The 19263-nt window shown below is 59.0% G+C and carries 19 protein-coding genes and 4 pseudogenes; 9 read left to right on the top strand and 14 right to left on the bottom strand.

The annotated features are described in order from the left end of the window. The 3 genes from AS026_RS09070 to AS026_RS09060 are packed head-to-tail and all read left to right on the top strand — an operon-like array spanning position 1 to position 2768. Positions 1-912 (top strand): carbohydrate ABC transporter permease, encoded by a 912-nt coding sequence (locus AS026_RS09070; protein ID WP_062369457.1) that lies wholly within the window; start codon positions 1-3, stop codon positions 910-912. Positions 913-931: 19 nt separating this feature from the next. Further along, positions 932-2017 carry an ABC transporter ATP-binding protein gene (locus AS026_RS09065; RefSeq protein ID WP_062369456.1) on the top strand — a complete coding sequence of 362 codons (1086 nt, stop codon included), beginning with the start codon at positions 932-934 and terminating at the stop codon, positions 2015-2017. A gap of 13 nt (positions 2018-2030) precedes the next feature. Next, positions 2031-2768 (top strand): ThuA domain-containing protein, encoded by a 738-nt coding sequence (locus AS026_RS09060; RefSeq protein WP_062369455.1) that lies wholly within the window; start codon positions 2031-2033, stop codon positions 2766-2768. A 25-nt stretch (positions 2769-2793) separates the two neighbouring features. On the opposite strand, the gene AS026_RS09055 is transcribed toward AS026_RS09060, so the two are convergent. Together AS026_RS09055 and hmpA are read right to left on the bottom strand one after the other, a co-directional pair. Further along, positions 2794-3261 (bottom strand): RrF2 family transcriptional regulator, encoded by a 468-nt coding sequence (locus AS026_RS09055; RefSeq protein WP_062369454.1) that lies wholly within the window; start codon positions 3259-3261, stop codon positions 2794-2796. Positions 3262-3365: 104 nt separating this feature from the next. Next, positions 3366-4580 carry an NO-inducible flavohemoprotein gene (hmpA, locus tag AS026_RS09050; protein WP_483431332.1) on the bottom strand — a complete coding sequence of 405 codons (1215 nt, stop codon included), beginning with the start codon at positions 4578-4580 and terminating at the stop codon, positions 3366-3368. A gap of 623 nt (positions 4581-5203) precedes the next feature. Here hmpA and AS026_RS39565 point away from each other — a divergent pair. Both AS026_RS39565 and AS026_RS39560 read left to right on the top strand, forming a co-directional pair. Further along, positions 5204-5374: pseudogene (locus tag AS026_RS39565) on the top strand (ATP dependent DNA ligase); the annotation flags it as partial. A 182-nt stretch (positions 5375-5556) separates the two neighbouring features. Beyond that, positions 5557-5877: pseudogene (locus AS026_RS39560) on the top strand (helix-turn-helix domain-containing protein); the annotation flags it as partial. A 4-nt stretch (positions 5878-5881) separates the two neighbouring features. Here AS026_RS39560 and AS026_RS42265 read toward each other — a convergent pair. The 6 genes and pseudogenes from AS026_RS42265 to AS026_RS42675 form a co-directional block, all read right to left on the bottom strand. Next, positions 5882-6004: pseudogene (locus AS026_RS42265) on the bottom strand (helix-turn-helix domain-containing protein); the annotation flags it as partial. A 77-nt stretch (positions 6005-6081) separates the two neighbouring features. Continuing rightward, positions 6082-6878: pseudogene (locus tag AS026_RS39550) on the bottom strand (hypothetical protein); the annotation flags it as partial. Between the two features lie 185 nt (positions 6879-7063). Continuing rightward, on the bottom strand, positions 7064-8353 hold the full coding sequence (gene repC, locus AS026_RS09045) for a plasmid replication protein RepC (RefSeq protein ID WP_062369452.1): 1290 nt from the start codon (positions 8351-8353) through the stop codon (positions 7064-7066). Positions 8354-8504: 151 nt separating this feature from the next. Beyond that, positions 8505-9503: a plasmid partitioning protein RepB gene (gene repB / locus AS026_RS09040; RefSeq protein ID WP_062369451.1), complete on the bottom strand. Its 999-nt coding sequence runs from the start codon at positions 9501-9503 to the stop codon at positions 8505-8507. Continuing rightward, entirely contained in the window at positions 9500-10678 is a 1179-nt protein-coding gene (repA, locus tag AS026_RS09035) for a plasmid partitioning protein RepA (RefSeq protein ID WP_025658386.1), read from the bottom strand. The genes repB and repA overlap by 4 nt, the downstream gene beginning before the upstream one ends. A gap of 533 nt (positions 10679-11211) precedes the next feature. Beyond that, positions 11212-11991 carry a hypothetical protein gene (locus tag AS026_RS42675; RefSeq protein WP_062369450.1) on the bottom strand — a complete coding sequence of 260 codons (780 nt, stop codon included), beginning with the start codon at positions 11989-11991 and terminating at the stop codon, positions 11212-11214. Positions 11992-12402: 411 nt separating this feature from the next. On the opposite strand from AS026_RS42675, the gene AS026_RS09025 reads away from it, so the two are divergent. After that, positions 12403-13728, top strand: a complete 1326-nt coding sequence (locus tag AS026_RS09025; protein ID WP_425349777.1) for a sensor histidine kinase — start codon at positions 12403-12405, stop codon at positions 13726-13728. Further along, the gene (locus AS026_RS09020) at positions 13725-14378 is read left to right on the top strand and encodes a LuxR C-terminal-related transcriptional regulator (RefSeq protein WP_062369448.1); all 654 of its coding nucleotides are present in this window, start codon (positions 13725-13727) and stop codon (positions 14376-14378) included. Before AS026_RS09025 ends, AS026_RS09020 begins: the two co-directional genes overlap by 4 nt. Here AS026_RS09020 and AS026_RS41975 read toward each other — a convergent pair. After that, positions 14372-14896 (bottom strand): hypothetical protein, encoded by a 525-nt coding sequence (locus tag AS026_RS41975; protein WP_062369535.1) that lies wholly within the window; start codon positions 14894-14896, stop codon positions 14372-14374. The genes AS026_RS09020 and AS026_RS41975 overlap by 7 nt on opposite strands. A gap of 289 nt (positions 14897-15185) precedes the next feature. Then, positions 15186-15653, bottom strand: coding sequence for an Lrp/AsnC family transcriptional regulator (locus AS026_RS09010; protein WP_062369447.1), 468 nt, complete (start codon positions 15651-15653; stop codon positions 15186-15188). Positions 15654-15798: 145 nt separating this feature from the next. On the opposite strand from AS026_RS09010, the gene AS026_RS41970 reads away from it, so the two are divergent. Next, positions 15799-16308: a hypothetical protein gene (locus AS026_RS41970; RefSeq protein ID WP_062369446.1), complete on the top strand. Its 510-nt coding sequence runs from the start codon at positions 15799-15801 to the stop codon at positions 16306-16308. Then, a complete protein-coding gene (locus tag AS026_RS09000; protein ID WP_062369445.1) occupies positions 16309-16755 on the top strand; it encodes a GNAT family N-acetyltransferase in 447 nt (148 codons plus the stop codon). A gap of 48 nt (positions 16756-16803) precedes the next feature. Here the strand turns inward: AS026_RS09000 and AS026_RS08995 are convergent, their stop codons facing one another. From AS026_RS08995 to AS026_RS08980, 4 genes are all read right to left on the bottom strand, one after another. Then, positions 16804-17055 (bottom strand): hypothetical protein, encoded by a 252-nt coding sequence (locus tag AS026_RS08995; RefSeq protein ID WP_062369444.1) that lies wholly within the window; start codon positions 17053-17055, stop codon positions 16804-16806. A 113-nt stretch (positions 17056-17168) separates the two neighbouring features. After that, positions 17169-17864: a TfuA-like protein gene (locus AS026_RS08990; protein ID WP_062369443.1), complete on the bottom strand. Its 696-nt coding sequence runs from the start codon at positions 17862-17864 to the stop codon at positions 17169-17171. Next, complete coding sequence (locus tag AS026_RS08985; protein WP_205634460.1) at positions 17861-19027, bottom strand: YcaO-like family protein; 1167 nt, start codon at positions 19025-19027, stop codon at positions 17861-17863. Before AS026_RS08985 ends, AS026_RS08990 begins: the two co-directional genes overlap by 4 nt. Before the next feature lie 11 nt (positions 19028-19038). Further along, positions 19039-19260, bottom strand: coding sequence for a hypothetical protein (locus AS026_RS08980; RefSeq protein WP_062369441.1), 222 nt, complete (start codon positions 19258-19260; stop codon positions 19039-19041). Between the last annotated feature and the right edge of the window lie 3 nt (positions 19261-19263).

Here is a 19263-nt window from a genome sequence, read left to right as displayed (position 1 = left end):
ATGGCTGTGATTTCCCCGAGCGAGAATGCCAACAAGACCCGGTCGGATATGCTTGCCTATGCAACGCTGTCGCTGATCTCGATCTTCTGCGCCGTTCCCTTCTTCTGGGTGCTTCTCGCATCCTTCGATGGCAACGCCCAACTGTTCCTTCGCTGGCCCGAGCAATGGAGCTTCGCCAACTACCTGCGCGTCTTCACCAAGGAAGACGGCGCAAAATGGCTGTTCAACTCGCTTTTCGTGGTCGGCGGCGCAACTGTGCTTGTCATGGTGCTGGCCGGTCTCGGTGGCTATGCTCTCTCGCGCACCAGGGCGTGGTGGAAGCTGCCCTTCCTTTACGCCATCTTGTTGATCCGCGTCCTGCCACCGACGGCGCTCGTCGTTCCGCTCTACAAGTTCCTGCTGACCTTGAACAATGCCGAAGGCGCGATCCTGCGACCGATCTTCGGAGAATACGCCCGCCCAATCATGCGCTGGACCGGTTTCATCGACGGCTATCTCGGGCTGATCCTTGTTCTTGCGACAATGCAGTTGCCACTGGCGCTGTGGATCATGAAGACCTTCTTCGACGGCCTGCCGCGCGACTATGAGGAGGCGGCACTGATGGACGGAGCAACCCTCCTACAGCGCATCCGCCGCGTGCTCATCCCGCTGGCACTGCCGGGCCTTGCTGCCGCAGGGCTCTTTGCATTCATGTCGGCCTGGGGCGATTTCCTGCTGCCGCTGATCTTTCTCTCTTCACCGGAATTGCAGACACTTCCGCTTGGTCTGTTCCGCGCATTCCTTCGCATCAATGAGATTGACTACGGCCTGCTGGCCGCGCTCGCCTTCATCTATCTCCTGCCCGCCGTGATCGCCTTCGGCTTTGCCCGCCGCTTCCTCGTGCAGACATTTGCCGGCGGCGTCAAAGGGTGACCCCAGAAAGAGCTCCACGATGATCAATCTCAGAAACGTTCGCAAATTCTACGGTGCATTGGAGGTCATCAAAGGTGTCGATATCACCGTAGAAGACGGAGAATTCGCGGTATTCGTCGGCCCATCGGGCTGCGGCAAATCCACCCTGCTGCGAATGATCGCCGGACTTGAGGGAATCGACGACGGCGATCTCATTCTCAATGGCAAGCGCATCAACGATGTCCCACCCGACAAGCGCGGCATTGCCATGGTCTTCCAGTCCTACGCGCTCTATCCGCATATGACTGTTGCCGAGAATATCGGCTTTTCGCTCAGCCTGAAGAAGGTACCGGCAGCGGAAATCCGCCGGCAGGTCGAAGCTGTCGCCGAAATCCTGCAGCTGACGGACTATCTCAACCGTCGCCCGGCCGCCCTGTCCGGCGGTCAGCGGCAGCGCGTCGCCATCGGCCGCGCCATCATCAAGAAACCGTCGCTGATCCTTTTCGACGAACCCTTGTCCAATCTTGATTCCGCGTTGCGTGTCCAGATGCGAGCCGAACTGCAACGCCTGCATCGCGAACTCAAGGCGACGGTCGTCTATGTGACCCATGATCAGGTCGAGGCCATGACCATGGCCGACCGCATCGTCGTCCTCAACAAGGGTGTGGTTGCCCAGCAGGGGGCACCAATGACGCTATACCATCAGCCTGACAACGAGTTCGTCGCCACCTTCATCGGCTCTCCGAAGATGAACACCATTCCGGTGTCAATCACGAGGCCGGTCGCCGGCATGCTGCATGCCCAGGGCCCGCTCGGTCTATCGCTCGATCTGCCCGACCCCAGCGGGGTTGTCCCGCAGGGTCCGGCAACCCTCGGCATCCGGCCGGAGCACCTGAAGATCGCGGCAGGCAAGCAGAGCGATCATTCGGCAGAAGTCATGATTGTCGAACGTCTCGGCGTCGAAACCTACATGACCGTCGGCACACCGGAACAGTCAATCGTTGTCCGCGCTGAAGGTGACATCGCGCTCAGACCGGGCGACCGCGTATCGCTCGCGGCCGATCCTTCCGCCTGCCACCTGTTCGATTCCGCCGGCCGGGTCATCCGTCCGGCTCAAGTTTCCTAACATCGAGGATACCATGACAATCAAGGTCACCATCTGGAACGAAGGCCGCCACGAACAGCTGCACAAGGAGGTCCAGGACATCTATCCCGATCGCATCGACGGCGCGATCGCGGCCGGCATCGCCAATCCTGATTTCGAAATCCGCCGCGGCACACTCGACGATCCGCATGAAGGTCTACCGGATTCCCTGCTCAATGACACCGACGTCCTGCTGTGGTGGGGGCATATGGCACATGAGGAAGTGAGTGATGGGCTGATCGATCGTGTGCAGCAGCGGGTGCTCAAGGGAATGGGCCTCCTCGTCCTGCATTCCGGCCATCATTCCAAGCTGTTTCGCCGGCTGATGGGCACCAACGCAAATCTCTCCTGGCGCGAAACGCCGCAAGGTGATCTCGAGCGGGTCTGGGTCGTCAATCCCGCGCACCCGATCGCCGAAGGACTGCCTCCCTATTTCGAGGTCAATGCCTCGGAGATGTATGGCGAACCCTTCGACATTCCACAGCCCGACGAGCTTGTCTTCATCTCCTGGTATTCAGGTGGCGAAGTCTTTCGCAGCGGCTGTACCTTCCAGCGCGGTCGCGGGCGCATCTTCTTCTTCAGCCCTGGACACGAGACTTACCCGATCTACCACGACAGGACCGTCCACAAGGTCATCTCAAACGGCATCCGCTGGGCCAAGCAGACACACACCGATGGCCGCATTCTGGAGAACTGGCATCGCGCCGAACCCATTCACGCCCGCCCGACCTAAGCCATCGGCTCCGCTACCGTCTCCTTTATGCCGGATGCCCTGCGTGGGTGCCCGGCTCCGGCAGTGCAAGCAGACGACGCAATGGCACGGCTGGCCGGGTCAAGTCGGCGAGCGTGTAGCCGTCGAGCACATCGAGAAATGCCGCAGCCGCCGAAGCGAGCGCCCTCTTCAATACGCACGCAGGCTGCACGACACAGACAATCTCGGTACCATTTTCCATGCACGGCACGATCGCAAAGTCGGGTTCGCAGGCCCGCACGATCTCACCGACGCCGATCTGTTCGACGGCACGTGCGAGCCGCATGCCGCCGTGACGACCTCGTACAGTGTCGATCAGGCCCTTTTGCCCGAGTTCGTGGGTGATCTTCATCAGATGCGCCTTTGAAATATCATAAGCTTCGGCGATTTCCGCAATCGTCGACAGCCGCTCTCCCCTGAGCGCAAGATACATCATGAGCCGCAACGCGTAGTCGGAGTAAACGGTCAAACGCATCACCAGATCCTCCCGGAAAAATCGGCGCAATCGCACAAAAGATATCGGCAACGTATATCAAATAGCAAGGCGGCCGTCGCCGGTCGCCTTGCATTTCCGAAAACCTATGCAGCAGCGAGTTCGTCGGCCGGACCGAAGAACTCGTAGTGAATACGATCCTGCGGGACACCGGCCTTTGCGAGCCCGTTCACAAAGACGGCGAGAAATGGCCGCGGGCCGCAGAGATAGAAGTCAGCCTCTGCGATCGGCGTGTTCCTTGCCAGCCATTCAACCGTGATGAGGCCATCGTGGTCGAAGTGAACGCCCCTCAGATCCTGCGCATGCGGGCTTCCGTAGAAAATTGTCGTCTTGAGATGCTCCCGGTCCTTGGCAATATCGCGCACGTGCGATCCCATCGCATGGACACGACCGTTCTCGGCACCATGGACGTAATGCACGGGAACGTCGCGTCCATCGTTTGCAATGGTCTCCAGCATGCTCACCATCGGCGTCAGACCGACACCGCCGCTCAGCAACACGACGGGCCTTTCCTGCCCAGTCGGCAAATGGAAATCTCCCGTAGGAGGGGCAACCTCGATGACCGCGCCTTCCTCAACCTGATCATGAAGGAACCTTGATACCAGCCCATGCGTCTCTCGCTTGACCGAGATGCGGTAGCTCTCGGCATTGGGCGCAGAAGAAATGCTGTAGTTTCGATGCTGCGGAGGAAGACCCGGAATATCGAACCGAAATGTCAGATACTGACCAGGCCGATGACTGATCACCGCCCCGCCATCAACCGGTCGCAGCACGAACGATGTGATGATGTCGCTCTCCCGGCGCTTTGACACGACGGCAAACTGCCTCCATCCATTCCAGCCGCCTTCGGACGCTTGAAGACTATTATAAATCTGTCCTTCACGTTCGATCAGAATATTGGCCAGAAACCAGAAGGCCTCGCCCCATCCATTGAGGATTTCATCCGTCGCCGCCTCGCCGAGGACATCCTTGATCGCATTCAGGAGGGCCGTCGCTACATGGGGATAATGCTCGGGCCGGATGTGCAGGCCGACATGTTTTTGGGCGATCCGTTCAACAGCGGAGGTGAGTACGGCCAGGTTGTCAATGTTCTGGGCGTAAGCGAGGATCGCCTGCGCCAACGCCTTCGTCTGGCGCCCGCCTTCTCCCTGGTTCGACTGGTTGAACAGGTTGCGGACCTCGGCATTCTCAAACAGCCGCTTATACATGGCCGCCGTGATTTCGGTCCCGTGACTTGCGAGGGCAGGCGCTGTTGCGCGGACAATTGCCTTCGTGGCCTCGGTCAATGTTTGCGTCATCATGGTCTCCAAAATTTGTTCCGTCGACACAGGTCACGTAACCATCATAAGATGTATTGGCAATATATGTTTATCCGCCTGTGCCGTTCGGTCGCAGTCGCGCTGCAAAGCTCGGACGCAGCCCGGCCCCACATTGCCTGGTGGAACGAAACGGGGAGCGCGGAACCGATGACGACACGGCTCGGTCATTCAGAGGACAAAGGAACTTGCCACTTCCGCCCCAACGAGTGCCCGAGACCACGGGCAGGGCCGGGTGGCAACTGCCTCGCCCATGAAGCGGTTGCTCAATTTTTTTCCGGATCCAGACGAGTGCCCGTACCTCCCAATCTCGCCTGACAGGGACGCGTTCCTCTGCTTGCCTCAAGCAGAACTTCGCGATTTGCAGGCATCCAGTTCTTCGACTGGCCTGGCGGCCAGCGTTCCCCGGAAGCCCTTGCCAAGGGCCTGATCGCAATCGGGGCGGCGGTCGACACGCTGCGCTAGACTCGGCGAGGCGATTTGCGCCGCATGTCGCCCTTTTCCTCTCAGGGGCACTTGCCGTCGACACCGTCCCAGGTCTTCGCACATTCGATGCGCGGCAGTCTGCGAATGAAGGACGATCACGAACCATGCCAATTTGATCACGCCGTAAGGCGCTCGATCGCATAAAGCGCAAGACGCCGCCTGTGAAATAGGACGGGCTTCGAAAGAACCTCCTATGGGTCCAGCCGACGCTAATTGCCGAAATCGAGTATCGCGCCTGGACGCATGACGGCAAGCTGAGACACGCGTCCTACAAGGGGCTACGCGAGGTGTAGGATAATGCAGCGGTTTATGTGGTCGGCGATCAACTTGCAGGCAGTTTGTAAATTAGGGTGAGACGTCCACCAACCTCACCCTTTCCACTGCCTGGAAACGCCACGACAGATTCCAATCACGGCTCCAAAAATTGTAATCTTCGTGCTACATATCCTCCTAATTTGTAGCGCGAAGGTTTCAAATGCCTACTCCCCATAACCCTCCAGCGGCCGTGCGCCACGCCCTGCGGAAGCTCGGCGCGGATATCCACGACGCCCGCCGCCGTCGCAAACTGCCTATGGCGGTCGTGGCGCAGCGTGCTTTCACATCCCGCTCAACCCTGCAAAGAGTCGAAGCCGGCGACACCAATGTCAGCATCGGCATCTATGCTGGCGTCCTTCAGGCCCTCGGTCTGCTCGAAGGTCTGGGGCAAATCGCCGACATCAGCAACGACAGTGTCGGAAAGGCATTGGCCCGTGCCGATCTGCCCAAGCACGTTCATCTTAAGCGGCCAAGCGGATCGCCCCACGCTGACCGGTCTTGCGGGAGATGCCGAATTCGCGGCACAGCGCCGCTATCTTCTCGCCATCCAGAACCCGCGCAACGAATTTGAGACGCTCGTCCATGCGGTTGCACTCCTGCCAAGGCACCTTCGCTCTCCTCGCAAAGGCCAAAAGTGTAACCCATGTCTCCGGTATGAACTGTCACCCCTCTCTCGGGAAGGACATATGGCTTCGCTTGCCTCTCGGACATACCCGCTCCAGAGGAGATGCCGAAACCTGGGCACACGGACCGCAACGCTTTGCAGATAGACATCCAGATTTTGCAGACGCCTGATGTCCTCCAGGGCCTGCTCAATGTGTCGCAGCCGCATCGATAGATGAAACCAGTCGAGAATATGCGTGATTCGGCGCACCGGCAAACTGACGCGGTGCTCGGCCTTGCGCGACAACGCGTCCCATCGCGATCTCGAAATGCCGGCTTTGATAGCCGGGAACCGCGCGAATATAGGCGCCATCTGATTGGCAACCTTACCCAGTCGGTTGCTCATGGTTCGATGATTATGAGGCCGCGTGGCCGGCACAAATTTATCAAGTACACGGGCTGCTTCTCGAAATGACAACCGGGAGCCCAGTTCGGCTTGGATGCGCTCCAACTCGGGGCTAGCTCGGCCATTCAACAGGGTCTCGACGCTTCCCATGCACAGCGGCACCACCGCGGCACACGCACTTGGCAAGAGCCAAAGAGCGAATGGATCGAACGGTACCTACTATCATGCACCGACCGACTGCGGTTACAGTCTTGGCTCTTCCGATCTCGCTGGCCGGCTTGATCCGTCTGAAACTGCGTCAGTTCCTGTTGTAGGCGCCGCTGTATCTCCTTAGCTTCTTCGAGGGAGAGGCCAAAATCGTTGAGACGGGCCCCACCGAAAGACCGGTCGACCTTGGCAATTTCGCAACTCTGCGACACGCCGTCGATGCCAACAAGCTCGACCGAGATGATCATCTTTAATTGCGGCGCCAACTAATGCCCCTTCAGAAAAGGCACCTGCTTACCCAAAATTTCTTACCCCCACTTTTTCCCAGCTCCCATGCCACTGTTTCCGACCGACCCAATCCTCTGCCTCGAACGGATTTCTACCCCCGCCACCCGCTACCCTTTCCGAAACAGCTCCCCCCGCGAAACAATGTCAGGCTTGCATGGACGTGCTATCCCGCCCGCCGTGTTCCGCCGCCGCGTGCTCGCACCAGCGACATCAACATCGGACCGATCGAGAATTCACCTCGTTCGGCGCGACGGGTCAGGTCTCGCAGATAACCACCCGCGGAGTTGATATGCCCGCCACGTTCGAGGATGCACGCCATGACCGTGGCGGCGTTCTCCGGTCCCATCGTGGCAGCAGCCTCCTCGTAGGCCGACTCGCTTACACCGAGCATTCCCCGCACAACGACCGCAGCCGCCATCAACTCTCGCCAATTTGCAATCGAACCACCCGGGCCGTAGCTCACCATGTCGGGGCAAGCCTGGAGGACCAGCCCGAGGGGGAAGGATTTCAGGTCCGGGCGATCGTTGGCCGCCTGGCTCTGAACCCTGGCTATGCGTCCAGCGTCACTTTTCTGTTTCCGCGTCGACGCCACGGTTTTCGGTTCAATCATGAATTCCGAGTTTGCCCCCTGCTTCGTTTCGAAAGCTGGTTCAAGATCAAAAGTAGAGTCGGGGTTTGAATTATGTATGTGACGCTCATTTTGATCGTGATTGCCGTCCGTTTTCTTTGCTTTTAGTAATGTTTCCAGTCTGCTAGTGATGTCGTCTCTCAGCGTTTCCATCGTTTCGAGTGCAGTTGAAAGCTGCTCGGCCGTCGCCGTGCGTGGTATGGAACCTACCAGCTCCCTGAAATAGGCGAACGTGGTTTCCCAATCTCCTGCCAGCTGCTCCTCCATCGCGGTCTCAATGAGCTTGGCCACATCGCGGCGGCAAAGGCTGAGTTGCTCACGCAGTCGCTGCATATGTAGCCGCTCGGCCGCCACTTCCGATGCGAGGCGTTCGATCTCCTCGGCGCGCACGATCAGCGGCGCCAATGAAAAGCCGAATGCCTCTGCGACCTCACCCTCTTTCGCCCTGCGGGCATAGCGTTTGCCATTTGGGCTATCCTTGCGGATGATCAACCCCGCTTCGACCAGGACCGCCAGGTGGCGGCGGATCGTCTGCTCCGCCATGCCGTGTGAGCGCAGCGAAAGCTGTTCGTTTGACGGAAAGACCACCAGGCCGTTTTCCTCCGACAGGACGTTCTTCGGATAAAAGCTGAGCAGTGCATTGAGGACGGCAAGCGCGCGATCCGTCACTCCAAGCAGGGGCTTGGCTGCACACAGGGACCTGTAGATTTTCCACTTGTCGACCGATTGATCAGCCTGAAGCTCGCTTGCTGCCTTTTGGCTCGCGAGCATGCCAAGCGTCATCGGACGCTGCCCAAAGGGCGTCGTCACACTTCCTGTTTCCATCACCTTCACCTTGCTGAAGGCAAAAGAAATCCACTCACCAGATTGGTGCCCACACTTGACAGGGATTCCCGGAAATGCGATTCTCTAGCTGCTAACCTATGAGAAGGGCTTCCGTTACGGCAACGTTCGGGAGCTTTTTTCTTTTGCGGCGTTATCCTTTGCTTTTGCGTTGTATTGACTGCACGAATTCGCTGTGAAGCGCCTCCATACGATCGTTCAAAAAGTCTACGAAACTATCCGGAACAGCCTTGGTGAAGCTCATCTTCGGGCCGGTCTTTGCGTAGCTTACTGTCGCCAGTAGAAAGCCATTTGCACGTATTTCCGTCACGGCAGGCCGCGCGGCAGCCGGCGCTTCCTCAGCCTTCAGTGCTCCTAATGCGACAGCGAAGCGATCTTTCCCGGCGACGAGCTTGTCCTCGCTCAGCGATTGCTTGACGCGCACCACCCCGTCCTGGCGCTTGGCAAATGCATCCGAAAACTCGATCCATCGACGACGGCCGATCTCCGGCGACGAGCCGATCGCCAGCAGAACATCCCGAGGGATAGCCGTTGCAATCCGCAGCATCTCCGACACGTGCGACTTTCCTGTCGCCAGCGACGCGCAGATTACGTCGCGCCGATATCCCGCCTGCTCCTGTGACAGTGCGAATGCACACTTCTCGATAAAGGAAAGGTCATTCCTGTTGGCGTTTTCTTCACCCTGGAAGACGATCGCCTCTTCGTCGCTGAGTTCGCGGACAATAGCGCGGAACTTCAGTCCAAGAATCTTGACGGCAGCCAAACGCCGTCTTCCGAACACGATCTGGTATGGCAGCCCATCACCATTGTGCGGCCTGATCAAGCCAGGGACAATCTGCCCACGCTCCCTGATGGACGTCGCAATCTCATCAATGGCCGCATCGTCATAGGCGCCATCGAAGCGGTCGGGAATCGAGGAGGGAGCAACGTCATCGGGGTCGACCTCGACAATATGGTCGCCGTCCTTGAGGAGCCTGTCGAGAACCTCGCCCTTTTCCTGTATCTGCCTGACGCCTGCGGCGACCTTGAGAAGGTGTGGAGATGTTGTCGGCTTGGCGGCCGGCGCTGCGCTCGGTTGCTCAAGCTGACCGAGCACATTGGCAAACATGCCGCGCGAATCCTTGCGACTCATTCGCGCCCCCATGCTGCCCAAAGCAACTTCTCGATCTCTGCATTGGCCGCGTTGATCGATTCCATTGCGCGGTCATAGGTTTTCGGTGCCGAGAAGCGCGAACGCTGCACCTCATAGAGGCTCTGCTTCCACGTCAAGGCATCAGCAACAGCCGTTGACTTCGTCACCATGTTCAATAGCAGATCTTCGCCAAAGACCTGTCGCATCAACGCAGTCATGTTGGCCTGCGGGTGATCGTTGGCTTCGAATTTCGTCACGAGGAACTTCGCGAAATCCCACTGGGCCGAACTCCCCATCTCGCTCAATATCTGCATGTAGGACGAGGCAAGCTCGAGGAATTTCCCCGTCGAATCGACGTCCAGCATGTGTGCCGGGACCGGTATGATGACGCCGGTGGCAGCGGTCAGCGACGACAGAGTAAGGAAGTTCAGCGAAGGCGCGGAATCCATCAGGATTACGTCATAGTCATCCGCAACCTGCTCGAGGGCCTGAGATACCCGCAGAAGGAAGCTCGTGCCGCCATTCTTGCGCATCTCAAGCGCGACAGCCGTTTCAAACTCTGTCAGGTCGAGCCCGGCGCAGATCACGTCGAAGCCGGCAATATGCGTGGTGTGGACCAGCGATTTCGTCGGCTTGGGATCCGAGAAGCGAATGGCCGCATAAAGCGTTTCGTCCTCGCGCGGATCGAAATCCGGAAGCGCGCCGTGCAGACTTGTAAGCGACGCCTGCGGGTCGAGATCGACCGCCAACACCCGGTAGCCCTTGAGCGCCAGGTAGTGACCAAGATGAATGGTCGTGGATGTCTTGCTGGAGCCGCCCTTGAAATTGGTGACCGCAATGATCTGGCATTCCTCACCCTCGACACGGCGCGGGTTCATCCACTTCTTGCGACCCTTTCCGGCCAGCATCAGTCGCAGCTCGAGGATCTGCTCGAGCGTGTACATGCGGCGGCCGTTTGACGTCGTCTCGGGCGAGGGACCCTTGTCCTTCAGAACGATCTGCCTGATATAGGCTTCAGAGACATCCAGCAGCGCTGCGACTTCCGACGAGGAAAATTTCCGCATCTCGCGGCGCGCATCCGGCGGATACTGGGCCATCGAAAGATTTTGCAGGGCAAGCTCCAACTTGGTGGAAAAGCTCTGCATGAAGTCGAGGCTGCTTAAGTGGCGATTCACGATTCTTTCCTCAGTTCGTTTCAATAGCCTAAGCGCCGATACGGTTGATGAACAGTTAATTCGATAATTGTTTCGCTCTACAGCGATAATTCGCTCTTTTTGCGTAGTTACAGAACTAGCTCGATTCGCGAGATTCGGCAAACCCGTCACTGGCTCCCTTATGTGGTCGGCTGACGGAGGCCGCACATATGAGGACGAGGTTCACCCTGCCGTGCCGCGGCCGGCCGCCGTCGACTTACATGAGAAGGTGAGAAGGAACGGTTCCGCCTGCAGCTGTTCACAAAACGGCGAAAGGAACTGCCTTGAGAGACACGCCTTCAGCGCGACAGAAGCAATCCCGGATCAAGAAGGTGAAGGTTCAGAAGGCACCGATGCGCCTTGGAAAAGGCTGCGACGAGCGGCGGCGCTGCCCCGTCCGAGCCATCCCTGGCTCGATCTAAGTAGTGGTTGCCGAGCCCGTGGCTGGCACAACCTGCATTTTTGGGCATCCGCACGGCGCGTTGTGTCCGTGCGGTGGCCAAGTTTTGAAAGCGTCAGGGCTGCTCGACGATGACCGTCACCGGCGGTGGCGGCGCCTCATCCTCCACAGGCGCGCTTTCGACGGGCTCCGGCGCAGGCTCCTCCACTGGAAGAGTGTCACGAATCTGATCAATCTTGCCCACGGCGGGGCCTACGCCCAAAATGTCCTTTGCTCGCTCGAGAGCCCCGTCACTCACTTCGCCGCCCTTGGTAAAGCTCGAGAGTGCTTCGCGAAGGGCTTCGTCGCTAAGAGCCGGGTCCGTCGGGATGGCATCCGGCCCATTCTCGGCCTCGAATTCTGCATAAGCCATCACATAGGCCGAAACCGCCGCCATTCGGGGATCGTTGGAATTCAAGTAGGCGTGGTAGTTCCTGTTCAGCGAGTTCAGCCCGGCAAACTCGGATTTTTCAGCCTTCGTTCTTGTCGTTGTGGCGGTTCTGGTCCTGGTCGTCGTCACCGCTTTCTTCTCGTGTGTGAAGAACGACTTCAACGTCGGGCGGTCTCTTTTGCTGTCGTCCTTACTCTTTGCATGCGAACCGTGTGAGCCAACGGTATCGGACTTCTTCCCGTGTTCGGAACTGCCGCCCGCGTGGTTCCCCCCGCCGCCGTTGCCCCTGTTGCCGCCCCCGTTGCCGTTGCCGCCTCCGTTGCCGTTGCCGCCTCCGGAATTGCCGTTGCCATTACCACCCTTTGCGTAGGCGACGCCCTCTAATCCCAGAAACGCGCCACCGGCGGGTACAACCGCAATTGTCAGCGCAATAACGCTGCGTCCAAGAATACTTGAAATGCTCATATCAACCTCCCGGTCCAAAACCGTTTTGCCGTCTTTTGTTCATACGTCCGGAAGCCAAGCTGCTCGCGGCAGGCAAGAAGCCAGCCTTCCGGCCGGACGCGGACACGCCGCGTTCCAGATCACAACGACGATAGCCTGCGTCCCGCGCAGGCTCCATGGCGGTCAGACCTTTGCTTTACCGGATAGGACCTAGGTCCTAGGCAGAAGGAGACCAAAGGTCGGAAACCTGGGGGCTGCGAGGCGATATCGTTTGACCCGCCGCTGGATGGAGCTAGGTTACGAGCGAAACAACTGAAGTGCCGCCACGCAATTTGGCGGCCGATCCCGAGACATCTCGTGCGGCCCCGTGAACTCATAAAACGATGGAATTCGCAATCATTGGCCAGGCAGTTCCTGTTCACAGGAGGCGCCGTGTCGCTGGTGGCGATGGTGTTGGTCGGCGCATTCGTGAGCAGTCTGATCGAAGACGCGGTGACCCGCAACTCGGCGGCATCCACCGCCCTCTACGTCGACAGTGTGATTGCCCCCCTCCTGCCTGACATGCTGACGGCCCAAGAGCTCGACGATAGTGTTTCGCGCGCGCTCGACGAGACGCTGGAGCAGGGGGCGCTTGGAAACCGCCTGATCTCCTTCCGGCTTTGGCGCGCGGACGGCACGGTTCTCTATTCAAACGATAAAACCATGCAAGGAAAGCGCTTCGAGTTGAGCGACGACCTCAAGGCGGCCTTTTCCGGCAAGATGGTCGCCCAGTTCAATCGTCTGGAAGATGCGGAAGACGAGGTCGAGCGGGCGAGCGGCAAACCCCTGCTCGAAATCTACAACCCCGTTCTGCAGCCATGGTCCGGACAGGTTGTCGCCGTCTCCGAATTCTATGAAATAGCCAATGATTTCGAGCGCAGCCTCAATGAGGCGCGATTGCACAGCTGGATGGCGGTGGCCGCCTTCACGCTTGCATTTTTTATCGTGTTGTCGGCGATCGCGTTGAGAGGCAGCCGCACCATCGATGATCAGCGGCATGCTCTAAGGCGCCGCGTGGATGACCTTTCAGCCTTGCTATCCCAGAACCAAGCCTTGCGCAGGCGCGTCCAGCGTGCGTCCCAACGCGCCACGGCCCTCAACGAAAGCCACCTGCGGCGCATTGGTGCCGATCTGCATGACGGACCAGCGCAACTCGTTGCATTTGCCTCATTGCGCCTGGACAGCAATGCGCTGGTCGATCCCGCGACACCGGTGTCCTTGCGCGAGCGTGAAATTGCAGCCATCAAGGCAAGCCTGGACGAGGCAATGCATGAGATCAGGACGATCTGCAATGGGCTTGTGTTGCCGCAGATCGAGGCCGCCAGCCTAACAGAGATATTGGAGCGCAGTGTGCGTGCGCATGAGCAGCGAACCGGATCAAGCGTCGAACTTTCGGTAGCCGAGACGCCCGAAAATCTTTCTCCCTCTGCCAAGATCTGCGTATACCGCTTTGTCCAGGAAGGCTTGAACAACGGCTACCGTCACGGCGGCGGCAAAGAGCAACGCGTCGTGCAACGCATGGAAGGTGACCGTGTCTGCATCGAGGTGTCCGACGGTGGCTCCGGTTTTGACCCCAACGACGTTGGCCCTACCAGCCTTGGCCTTGCAGGATTAAGAGAGCGGATTGAAAGCCTCGGCGGCACCTTCCAGCTCCGATCGTCCGCTAAAGGCACCATAGTCAGCATGTCGCTCAGCAGCGAGGAGATTACCCAGACATGACAGCAGGAATTCGTGTCGCAGTCATAGATGACCATCCATTGTTCAGGGAAGGGGTAACCCGGAGCCTGTCCGAGATAGATGGATTTCAGATTGTCGCGGAAGGAAGCACGAAGGACGATGCAATCAGGGTCGCCGAAACCCTCCAGCCCGACGTCCTGCTCATGGACATTTCCATGCCTGGCGGCGGGTTGAACGCGATCCTTCCCATTCTGACAACCGTACCATCACAAAAGATTGTCATGCTTACGGTTTCCGAATCCAGCGATGATGTCACGGCGGCATTGAACAGCGGCGCAAAGGGCTATGTGCTGAAGGGGGTCGGCTCAAGGGCGCTTGCAGAGATTATCCGCAGCGTGGCAGCCGGAGAAAGCTATGTCGCGCCAGCGCTGTCTGCGCGCCTACTTTCCAGTCGCTCTTCACCCGCACCGAAAACACCATTGGCTCTGGAGGCGTTGACCGCCCGTGAGCTGCAGGTCCTGCAGTTGGTCGCTTCGGGCTTGAGCAACAAGCACGTCGCAAGGCAGCTCGATCTGCACGAAAAGACTGTCAAACATCACATGACGCAGATCATGGCCAAGCTCGGTGTCGCCAACCGAACCGAAGCGGCGATAGCGCTTCGCGATGCCACCGACGGGCGGGGCAATCAGTGAATGAAGGATTCAAGGCGCGCCTCATCTGCTGAGGTTGCCCGCCGATTGACGATCGTGCGTCCACGCGCGTCCTTCATGATGTAACGGCCGTTCCGGATGAATTCGCTCATGCCGTCGCGGTGACGAACCTCCATTGACGAGTTGTCCACATCAACATCACCCGTCGAGCCTGTTCCGGTCGTGGCGCTACCATTGGACTTGCCGCCGCTGCTCCCGTTACCATTCCCCCCGCCGTTGCCGTTTCCCCCGCCATTCCCGTTACCATTGCCACCGCCATTTCCGCCACCGTTGCCATTTCCGCCACCGTTGCCGCCACCGCCGCTATTGCCTCCGCCGTTGCCGTTGCCGCCATTGCCTCCGCCGTTGCCATTACCGTTGCCGCCTTTGGCGGCCTCGGCAGTCTGGAGACTGAGCTTGAACGAGCCGCCCGAAACCGCGACCTTGAACGGCATTGCCGCGAGCGACAGACCGATTGACATCGAGCATAGAGCCACAACAAAACTACGTCGTGAGAGCATCACCATTCCCTTGCATTCCATGGTCTTCCTGGTCGTGGTCCAGCCAGCCGTCGCTGTCAATCAACTCTCGCGGGGGCGCAGAAAAACCGCGCGGCATCACAAATGCTAGCCGCTCAAGCCCTTCGCAATTTTGCCCACGGGTCGACCCGACCGTCAATTCGCAATCGTTGACATCAGACCTTTCCTTGATCATCACCGGACGTTAGTCCGGCCCTTCTAGGACCAAGGTCCGAACATCGCTGAGGCGAACAACAGGCCTCGCCGGAGTAACCAGAGACAAGCGACGGGCTCAGACTGGAACCGAAGTGGAGTACTTCACCCGCTTCAAGGCGAAATGCGACGACGATGTCGCCACTGCGTGGTGCGTCAGAATACCCTGCATGAGGAGACGCTCGTAGTCCTGGACATCGGCAACGGCTACGCGCAACAGATAGTCCCAATCACCAGACATCGAATAGCATTCCAGTACTTCTTCATGGCTCTCTGCGAAGCGCTCGAAATCATCTCTTGCAGCCGGATCATGCGTCTTCATTCGCACCTGACAGAATACGGTCAGCCCACGACCAACGGCTTCGGGGCTCACGAGCCTGACAGTCCGCCCCAACATGCCCGCCGCCTCCAGCGCCTTGATGCGGCGCCAGCACGACGCGCTCGATGCTCCGACCCGATCGGCCAGCGCGGCGTGGCTGAGATCACCCTCGCTCTGGAGCAATCGGAGAATCTTTCGATCGATATTGTCAATTACGGGCAATTTCATTGGAATCTCTCGCTTCCGCGATATGTGCGGTTCTCATGACAAGGCACTTCGGGCGAAACTATGCGGCCCGCACGAGTTTTGCGCACCACTCCATTCAAAAGAGTAGCGCGCCTTGCCTCAGATAAAATGCCTGGATGAGAGAGTTTTGCCGAACGATGCGGCCTGGACATCAGGCCATGTTCTTGTGCTGCCAGCGTCAAACGCCAACCCGCACCAGCGCGACGCGATGTCAGGCCGGCGGGCTGAACAGGGTGAAATACCCCCACGCAACAGCGAACAGCGCAAGAATTGCTGCGGCGATTGCGAGCTTGCGAAGGCCTGGCCGGGGTGGCCGGGGCGGCTTTCGTCGACGGAATTGAATGACATTATCGTTCATCTGCGGTTTCTCCTCGCGCCACATCATACGCTGTTTCGGGCGAGCAACAGCAAATGTCAAAAGGAAAAAGGCGCTCAGTCTTTCACGAAGCGCCTTTCTGTGCCGGGCAGGACCCGTCACAAAGCGCTGGCTTGCAGGTCGCCCTGGGGTTCGCGCAAAACGCGTGTCACGATGAAGTCACAACACGGGTTGTTTGGCCTGTGCTTTAACGCTCTGGGGTGGAGTGAACAGGAAGGCGCCATGAAGCGTGTCGTGCGCGGTGATGGCGACAGTGTATGAATGCCGATAATTTATAGACGCGTGACCCGGGATGAAGCACTCCTCAATGCTGACATCATCGTTGAAGCCTATGCGAGGCCGCCCTGGCACGAGGAGTGGTGCCTTCAGAACGCAGTCTCACGCATAGACGAACTGACAACGACGCCGATGTGCCTGGCGGTGGCCGCGTTCGATGCCGAACGACCCGTTGGCTTCGCCTTCGGCCTGCCGCACACCTCTGTCATGGGACGCGGGATCCACGTCGCGGAAATAGCGATAAGACCACGCTACCAGCGCGCCGGGATCGGCTCCCGCCTCCTGCACACATTGGAGGAGGACGCGCGCGCAATGGGCTATGTCCACGTTTGGCTCGTCTCGCGCAGCACGGGCGGCGTTGCGGAGTACTACAAGAGCAACGACTATGAACACTCCGAAAAGCTCTGCGTCTATTCCAAGAAATTGAAATAGGGCCGACGCAACGCGCCGGCCCCATCCCCACCGTCCCCTCAATTCATGTCAATTCAGGCATGTCGCCGCTTTGGACGCCATCACGTCCGCCAGGCCCTCATGCGGACCGTCCCCAATTTCACGCAGAACCTCATTCAGCGCCATGCCAAGGTAGTCAATAGCCCCCACCAGATCGGCATCTTCAGCGGCATATTTCGCGTAGGCGATCATACGCGCCAGTGCGACGAGCTCTTCCACGTCCTCAGAAGATCGCTCACTGCCGTCTAATATCACCGATCCGTTTGCCGATGCTGCACTCATATCTGTTCTCCCTCGAACCATTGGGAGAATATTCGTTGTGCGTGCCAAAGGCCCGTGAAAAACCCGTGACACACTTTATCGTTGCATTACAGGAGACAGTTTCCAAATTACGGCTATTCCGAGCGGACAAAGGTCTCGTTGAATTGCCACGCCAACTCAGCCGGGCTCGAGCGGTCATCGTCGGCCACTTGGACAGCGTCCAGCAGAGCGAGAGCGTCCGCCCGTTTCTGATCGACCTCGTTCGATCGCAGCAACGACAGGAGTTCCTGCCGATCGGCGGAAACATCCGCATTTGCCACAATCGTGCTCCAAGTCCGCTCCTTGAAGAACAAATCGCCCGCAGCGACTTCGAGCGCTACGCGAAGTTCCGGCGTCAGCATCTGCCGGCCCTCCAGCTTATCGAGTGTCGACCTGACATTCACCAGCGGCACGGTCAACGCGCGATATGCGAGTTCCATGGGTCCATGCAGCAGCGCCACATCGGCGTCGTCAACCGTCACTCCCGAGGCATATTCGCCATAGATGCGACCAACGCCAACCATTCCGAAGACTTTACATTCCGCCGCCCGAAGCGCCCCCATGCTTGCACCACCGAACACACGGACCTGCCGTGAGAGCGCAAAAAGGATCTCCTTGTGCCAGACAGGCGCGGTGTATTCGAAACCGCCATCGACGATGCCGATGACACGCGCGCCTCTCCGCACTGCGGCCAACACGTCACCTTGAACGGCGGGCGGATATACGGTGACCCCATCTCCTGCCAGCGTCGCTGCGTCCGGGAGACTCGGCCCAACAAAGATGACTTTCATGAAAACAGCGCCTTTGCGATCGCGCGGGCGCCAAAGCGACGCGCCCGCGCGCCCTCGGGGTTTTCGAGGCCTGGAACGAAGACTTTGACGACATGGAAGGGGAAGGCGGGGTCGCTGAGTGGTAACGCTATCACTGGCGCGATCTGTCGCTCCCGCAAGGCATCGAGGATCCTGTTGAGGTGGGGTTTGTCATCGCACCGCGCAGCAGCGCTCCAGGCGACTGGGATGGCATCGAGGGCATGCAAGGTCTCCGCAGGCACAGGCCTTTGAAACTCGTCCGGCGACAGGTCGTCGCGGGCGCCGCTGATGTACGTTATCCTCGACTGAACGGCTTCCGTTATGGCCCGAATGGCCGCGCGGACAGGGGAGGGATGCGCACCGCTTCCTCCCGTCACCTCGACAAAGCGAATAGTGCCGCCCCGCCGCTCCGCGGGCCCGAGGACGGTCGTGAAGCAGGGCACAGCTATATCGCTTGTCATATCGAACAGGCGAACGACAAGACCGGCCGCCTCGATCTTTCGAACGAGGTGATCGAGCCATGGATCTTCGAAGCTTGCCGGATCAATGCAGCGCGAAAGCCGATCCTCAACGGCGCCAACCTGCCAGAGGCAAAATGCGTCGCGTTCGACACGCTCAAGCAGTCCGTGCAGGGTGGCTTCTTCCATCGTATTGCCGGAGGCAAGACCATCGGAAGACATCCAGAAGCGATTGCGGCGGGTGCGGTCCAGAAGTGCCGCCTCAAAGGGAACATACACGTCCCGATCGGTCAGGAGATCCTTGCCAAGCGCCCAGTCAATCTGTTCGTCGAGCCGAATGTCGTCCTCATGCCGACCAATCAGGCAAGCAAGCGTATCAAAAGAGAATCCCTCCTCCCGCAGATCGTTCGCCGAGGCGCAAAGCGTTGCAATGGCCGGCCTGTTGGCAACGACGCGCTCAAGCGCTTCCATAACGGCCGAAGCCTTGGCATCGTCGTCGGTCAGACCCTTGCCTTGGGCGATCGCGATCGAACGCCCATTGGGGACATAAGCGCACCACACCGGGATGCCGATGTTGTCCAGGCCGGTGTGGCGCGCCACGCGTGTTATGCCAAAGTCCGCGAGTAGTGGCGCGGTTCGGGCCAGCGTCTCAGAGGGTGGAACCGTGCGGTCGCAATAGGCGGCCAGCTTGATGTTGGTCAGGGGTTCGGCTCGACGTGACCGGAGAACGCCGCTTTCGCCGAAGAAACCGCAATTGCAAAATCCACCTTCTTGACGACGGAGGCACCTGCCTTACGCAGATCCGCGACCTTCGCCAGATCACCGGTTGCTCCATCGAGTGGCTTGACGGTCCCCGCATCGAGGTCGGCAATCCAAAGTTTCGCATCGCCTGCAATGCCGAATACTACTGCCCTTGACATGAC

It is taken from the genome of Rhizobium altiplani (assembly GCF_001542405.1).
GTDB classification, from domain to species: domain Bacteria; phylum Pseudomonadota; class Alphaproteobacteria; order Rhizobiales; family Rhizobiaceae; genus Rhizobium; species Rhizobium altiplani.
The sequence above is the reverse complement of the archived record's forward strand: the minus strand, read 5'-3'. Positions and strand labels throughout refer to the sequence as shown.

Coding starts and splice junctions, on each gene's coding strand:
- AS026_RS09070 (WP_062369457.1), top strand. CDS start 1: ATGGCTGTGATTTCCCCGAGCGAGAATGCCAACAAGACCCGGTCGGAT.
- AS026_RS09065 (WP_062369456.1), top strand. CDS start 932: ATGATCAATCTCAGAAACGTTCGCAAATTCTACGGTGCATTGGAGGTC.
- AS026_RS09060 (WP_062369455.1), top strand. CDS start 2,031: ATGACAATCAAGGTCACCATCTGGAACGAAGGCCGCCACGAACAGCTG.
- AS026_RS09055 (WP_062369454.1), bottom strand. CDS start 3,261: ATGCGTTTGACCGTTTACTCCGACTACGCGTTGCGGCTCATGATGTAT.
- hmpA (WP_483431332.1), bottom strand. CDS start 4,580: ATGATGACGCAAACATTGACCGAGGCCACGAAGGCAATTGTCCGCGCA.
- repC (WP_062369452.1), bottom strand. CDS start 8,353: ATGGAAACAGGAAGTGTGACGACGCCCTTTGGGCAGCGTCCGATGACG.
- repB (WP_062369451.1), bottom strand. CDS start 9,503: ATGAGTCGCAAGGATTCGCGCGGCATGTTTGCCAATGTGCTCGGTCAG.
- AS026_RS42675 (WP_062369450.1), bottom strand. CDS start 11,991: ATGAGCATTTCAAGTATTCTTGGACGCAGCGTTATTGCGCTGACAATT.
- AS026_RS09020 (WP_062369448.1), top strand. CDS start 13,725: ATGACAGCAGGAATTCGTGTCGCAGTCATAGATGACCATCCATTGTTC.
- AS026_RS41975 (WP_062369535.1), bottom strand. CDS start 14,896: ATGCTCTCACGACGTAGTTTTGTTGTGGCTCTATGCTCGATGTCAATC.
- AS026_RS09010 (WP_062369447.1), bottom strand. CDS start 15,653: ATGAAATTGCCCGTAATTGACAATATCGATCGAAAGATTCTCCGATTG.
- AS026_RS09000 (WP_062369445.1), top strand. CDS start 16,309: ATGCCGATAATTTATAGACGCGTGACCCGGGATGAAGCACTCCTCAAT.
- AS026_RS08995 (WP_062369444.1), bottom strand. CDS start 17,055: ATGAGTGCAGCATCGGCAAACGGATCGGTGATATTAGACGGCAGTGAG.
- AS026_RS08990 (WP_062369443.1), bottom strand. CDS start 17,864: ATGAAAGTCATCTTTGTTGGGCCGAGTCTCCCGGACGCAGCGACGCTG.
- AS026_RS08980 (WP_062369441.1), bottom strand. CDS start 19,260: ATGTCAAGGGCAGTAGTATTCGGCATTGCAGGCGATGCGAAACTTTGG.